The organism is Runella sp., assembly GCF_027484545.1.
Lineage (GTDB): Bacteria > Bacteroidota > Bacteroidia > Cytophagales > Spirosomataceae > Runella.
Genome location: NZ_JAIXST010000074.1, coordinates 1 through 4,567, shown reverse-complemented (window position 1 = coordinate 4,567; position 4,567 = coordinate 1). Strand labels below are relative to the sequence as shown.

Below are 4,567 nucleotides of genomic sequence, written 5' to 3'. Positions count from 1 at the left end.
TGAAGAAGAATTGAAGTTTTGGAAAAATCATTTGGTTTAATTTTATTGTTTAATCAACACATTGCGCCCTCAGCGATTCTATTGCGTCCATTGCGGTTAAAATTTACGCCCCAACCTTTAACCGTAATGGACGCAACGGTTTTTCGCAATGAACGCAAATAAACTATTGACTCTCTTGTCTAAAAAAATCCTTATCGCAGCCTTTGGGTTTTATCCCGAACAACACGGCGTGGCGCAAGCGGCCTACCGGCAGGCGTTGGCCTTGCATCAATTGGGTTATCAGGTTACGGTCGTAACGCGTACTAAAGCACCCATAACTGTGCCGTTTAAGGTAGTTGCTATTGATAATAAAGCGGAATACCAATTGCTTTTAAAACCATCAGAAGCCGAAGTGTTTTTCTTTCATGGGTGGCACAATTGGGTATCCGATTGGGCGATTCCGGTTTTACCGCTGAAAGGGAAAACGGTTTTGGTAAGTCATGGAACAAATTTCAACGTGCGTTTGAGTGGTTTAAAAGGAAGACTGTGGTGGTTGCAAAATCGGGTCGCAGCAGCAATCTTTCCCTGGAAAATGTCAAAATTTGATCATTTTGTTTTTCTAAGCAGCAAATTAGAAAAACAACGAATGTCGGACGTGATTTTGGCTAAAAAACGGGGAATGACCAACTATTCCATAATTCCTAATGGTGCACGACCTGCTTTTTTGCAGGAATCGTCCGTAGATTTTTGCATAGAAAACCAGATAACTGCTTCTAAAATTCTGCTTTGTGTTTCTAATTTTCAACCTGCAAAAGGCCAGGGTGAATTACTGAGTTGGTTCATAGAATTGGGCTTGACAGATACTGCTTTGGTGTTGATAGGGAGCGAGTTCAATGCATTTTCTGAGCAGTTGAAAAAAAGCGCCGATAAGCAGTTGGGCAAAACTGTTTTCTTGTTTGAGAAATTGAATGAAGAAGAATTGCACGCCGCTTATCGAGCGGCAGATGTCTTTGTTTCGGCTACTCATACCGAAGTGCAACCGCTAATGTTGTTGGATGCTATGGCGGTAGGATTGCCTTTTCTGTGTCGAGATGTGGGGGCTGTGTCGGAATTGGAAGGAGGAATTTGCTTCAGTACACAGGAAGGATTTAAAGAAAAATTGGAGTTACTTTTGAAAGGCTCTTTACTTTGTGAAATATTGGGAAAGGCTGGTAAAAAAGCAGTCTTGGAAAGATATAGTTGGGAGAAAAGTGCAAAACAATACCATTTTTTGGTACAAAAAATTCTATCTTCCTACTCATGAAGTTCGAAGGTTTGATTTAATATGATTATTGTAAAATTGAGCGGAGGGCTTGGGAATCAACTTTTTCAATATGCGTTGGGGCGACATTTGGCCGTTTTGAACCAAACAGTTTTGAAATTAGATACTTCTTTGTTGGATACCCCCCACGATTGGACGTACCGAACGTACGAATTGGACTCTTTCAATATACAGGCAACGAAAGCTATCAAGCAGGAAATCAATCAGTTGACAGGCGAGTTGGGTTTTCTTCCTCGAAGTGTCGGACAGCTTTTTAGAAATAGGTCATCAAACTACTTCAAAGAGCCTCATTTTCATTTTTATTCCCCCGTTTTATCCCTTCAGAATGATGTTTATCTGGATGGGTATTGGCAGTCGGAGAAGTATTTTGAAGCTATTGCAGACCTTATTCGGGAGGATCTAACGCCGATTGCTTTGCTTTCAAAGCACGTTGAAACCCTTAAACATTCCATCCATCAATGTACTTCGGTGAGTATGCATATTCGGCGGGGAGATTATATAACAACCTCAAGAGCAAATCGTTATTTGAAGCCATGCGAAGTCGGCTATTACCACAAAGCAGTTGACTGTTTGGTAAAACGAATTGTAAATCCTGCCTTTTTTATCTTTTCTGACGACATTGAATGGGCAAAGGCCAATGTGCAATTGGATTTCCCAACGCAGTATGTTGCGGGAAATTCGGCGCCCGAAGATTTGTTACTCATGGCCTCGTGCCAACATCAAATTATTGTCAGCAGTACGTTTAGTTGGTGGGGTGCTTGGCTGAATCGGCATCCCGATAAAATAATAATCGCTCCGCAGAAATGGTTTTCTACGGAGCGATTTGATACCAAGGACTTATTGCCTGAAACGTGGATTCGACTTTGATTTCCTACACTTTGTGTTTGGACATGTACTTGAGATAACTCACAATTTCGTCTAATTCTTTGTCGGTCAAGTGCGTGATTGCGGGCATTTTGCACTCATTTCGGAAAGAAGTCGGTGCTTTTACAAAGTGCTTAATTTGGTCCACTTGCCAGTATTCGGTTACACTTTTCGGATAATTAAGTTCCGGCCCCATTTTACCACCTACTTTGTTGAGCGAATGACACGTCAAACAGTTGACCTTAAACAATTCAAACCCTTTTACCTGCGTATCATCGTCTTTGGGAAATAAAACCGCCAACTCTTCTGACGTCGCTGACAAACTGATTTTGACCAAGTTATATGGCCATTTGAAAGTTACATCTTTGGCTGGTACGTCAGTATAAACGATGTAAAATGGCGCTATCTTCATTTCATGGTCGCCTTTTTTGGGATTGATCCAATCCTGCCCTTTGGGCGCGTCCACGTCTGAAAGTGCTAAATAAGCCTTTTTGCTCAGCACTTTTTCTAATACCATCGAAGGGTTATAACCATCTTCACATTCAAAGACAATTTGAGTCTGTTTGATATCCAAACTCTTGTACGCAGGAAGAAATTGGTCCAAAACAGTTAACAAAGGAATCGCTTTGTACGATTTTGCTTTGAAAAACACCGGATCATCTTTTACCTCCACCGTTTGGGCTTCGGGTAAGGATGCTTTAATATCGGGCAAATAAACACTTAGCGAATCTTTTTTCGGAACTGTACTTGCAACGCTGTCCACCGCTGTTGAGTCAGCAACGGTCTCGTTGTTAGATTTTTGGGAGGTATTGCATCCCAGCACTGCTAAAAATAAAAGGCCACAAAGCGGTTTAAGCATAATAGAAATGGGTTTTATCGCAGACTTCAATAAACACTTGTATACTTTATTTAATCGTTGAGAAATCAGTGGCTTTCATGTAGACTGATTCCACTTTGGTCGTTAATTTTCCATTTTTTTCCGACTCATCACGTGCTTTTACCCAAACAGGATCGGCACGGAAGGCATCGAATGCTTTTTTGCCGTCTTCTTCACTTGGGTGCGCCAAAATGTAAATCAGCGTATCATCTTTGCCATTTACCGTCCAGTAAGCCACGTTAGTCATGCCGTGTTTTTTGAATAATTTAAGAGTGTGATCTCTAAAACGCGACAGTAAATCGGGTAATTTGCCCGCATTGGCAGTATACGTCCGTAACTCAAAAACGCGTTCTTTTTTACTTTTGGAATCTTTGATTTTGGGTGAAAAGTCGGTTGCGTTCATAAAAATACTTTCGACTTTCGCCACAATTTTACCGCTTACTTCCGATTCAGATTGCACTTTTTTCCACTCGGGGTCAGAACCAAACGCTTTCCAAGAAGCATCGCGAGCGGCACGGTCGGGGTACGAAAGCACGTAAATCAGTTTGTTCTCTTCGTGCAAAGGCACCCAATAGCCCACGTTTGTCATGCCGTGTTTTTCAAATATTTTGGTAGTATGGTCACGAAAACGGGTCAATAATGCCTCCAATCGGCCCGGATGAGTGTAATAAATGCGGGTTTCATAGCAGCGGGTATCTTGGGCGGAAGCCGTCAGGGAGGCGGCAAAAAGGAGCATAACAGAAAGAAGTTGTTTAAACATATCAGTTTATTGGTTTATTTGTACTTATAAAGACACATCCTCCTCAGTTCTATGTTTAAAAAAATAAGTTTTCTGTCAGTTTTCTTTATCGCGGCCCTTTCCGGTTGTGCTCCCAAAACGTATTTGCGCAATGTTAAGCGCGAAATCTTTCAGTATTCATCGGCCTCAACACCGCTCATTAGTGCGCACCGGGGCGGCGGAGATTATGCCGGTTACCCCGAAAATTGCATCGAATCGTTTGACTGGTTGGCCAAACAAATGCCGGTTATCATTGAATGTGACATTTCCATGACGCAGGACAGCATGCTGATAATGATGCACGACGACGCCCTCGAACGCACCACTACGGGCAGTGGCAAAATTCGGGAAGTAACTTGGGACTACTGTCAATCGCTGCGACTGGAAGATAATAAAGGCACACTGACGGTGTACAAAATTCCAACTCTGGCACAAGTATTGAAGTGGGGTAAAGACAAAGTTACGTTTACGCTTGACGTCAAGCGCAGCGTTCCTTTTGAGAAAGTAGTTGAATTAGTGAAACAAAATCATGCGCATAACTACGCAGCCATCATCACCTACAACGCCCAAGATGCGGCCAAGGTGCATCGTCTTGATTCCGAAGTGATGATTTCGGTGACGATTCGGAACACTGAAGAATACCAACGTCACCATGATTTGGGTATTCCTGACAATCGCATGATTGCGTATGTGGGTACGCGCGAGCCCAATGCTGAGTTGTGAAAAAAAAAAAAAAAAAAAGGGATTC

At 42.3% G+C, this 4,567-nt stretch carries 5 protein-coding genes; 3 read left to right on the top strand and 2 right to left on the bottom strand.

All coding sequences use genetic code 11. The features are described 5' to 3' along the window. Positions 1 to 175: 175 nt before the first annotated feature. Positions 176 to 1,282: a glycosyltransferase family 4 protein gene (locus Q0081_RS06715; RefSeq protein WP_298350571.1), complete on the top strand. Its 1,107-nt coding sequence runs from the start codon at positions 176 to 178 to the stop codon at positions 1,280 to 1,282. A 21-nt stretch (positions 1,283 to 1,303) separates the two neighbouring features. Then, a complete protein-coding gene (locus Q0081_RS06710) occupies positions 1,304 to 2,167 on the top strand; it encodes an alpha-1,2-fucosyltransferase (RefSeq protein WP_298350569.1) in 864 nt (287 codons plus the stop codon). A 4-nt stretch (positions 2,168 to 2,171) separates the two neighbouring features. On the opposite strand, the gene Q0081_RS06705 is transcribed toward Q0081_RS06710, so the two are convergent. Further along, complete coding sequence (locus Q0081_RS06705; protein ID WP_298350567.1) at positions 2,172 to 3,023, bottom strand: cytochrome c; 852 nt, start codon at positions 3,021 to 3,023, stop codon at positions 2,172 to 2,174. 46 nt (positions 3,024 to 3,069) lie between these two features. After that, a complete protein-coding gene (locus tag Q0081_RS06700) occupies positions 3,070 to 3,801 on the bottom strand; it encodes an NIPSNAP family protein (protein ID WP_298350565.1) in 732 nt (243 codons plus the stop codon). Between the two features lie 51 nt (positions 3,802 to 3,852). On the opposite strand from Q0081_RS06700, the gene Q0081_RS06695 reads away from it, so the two are divergent. Further along, positions 3,853 to 4,542 (top strand): glycerophosphodiester phosphodiesterase family protein, encoded by a 690-nt coding sequence (locus Q0081_RS06695; RefSeq protein WP_298350563.1) that lies wholly within the window; start codon positions 3,853 to 3,855, stop codon positions 4,540 to 4,542. Positions 4,543 to 4,567 lie beyond the last annotated feature (25 nt).

Bases quoted from the DNA above. Each gene is read 5' to 3' on its own strand.
- Q0081_RS06710 (WP_298350569.1), top strand. From the start codon at position 1,304: ATGATTATTGTAAAATTGAGCGGAGGGCTTGGGAATCAACTTTTTCAA.
- Q0081_RS06700 (WP_298350565.1), bottom strand. From the start codon at position 3,801: ATGTTTAAACAACTTCTTTCTGTTATGCTCCTTTTTGCCGCCTCCCTG.
- Q0081_RS06695 (WP_298350563.1), top strand. From the start codon at position 3,853: ATGTTTAAAAAAATAAGTTTTCTGTCAGTTTTCTTTATCGCGGCCCTT.
- Q0081_RS06705 (WP_298350567.1), bottom strand. From the start codon at position 3,023: ATGCTTAAACCGCTTTGTGGCCTTTTATTTTTAGCAGTGCTGGGATGC.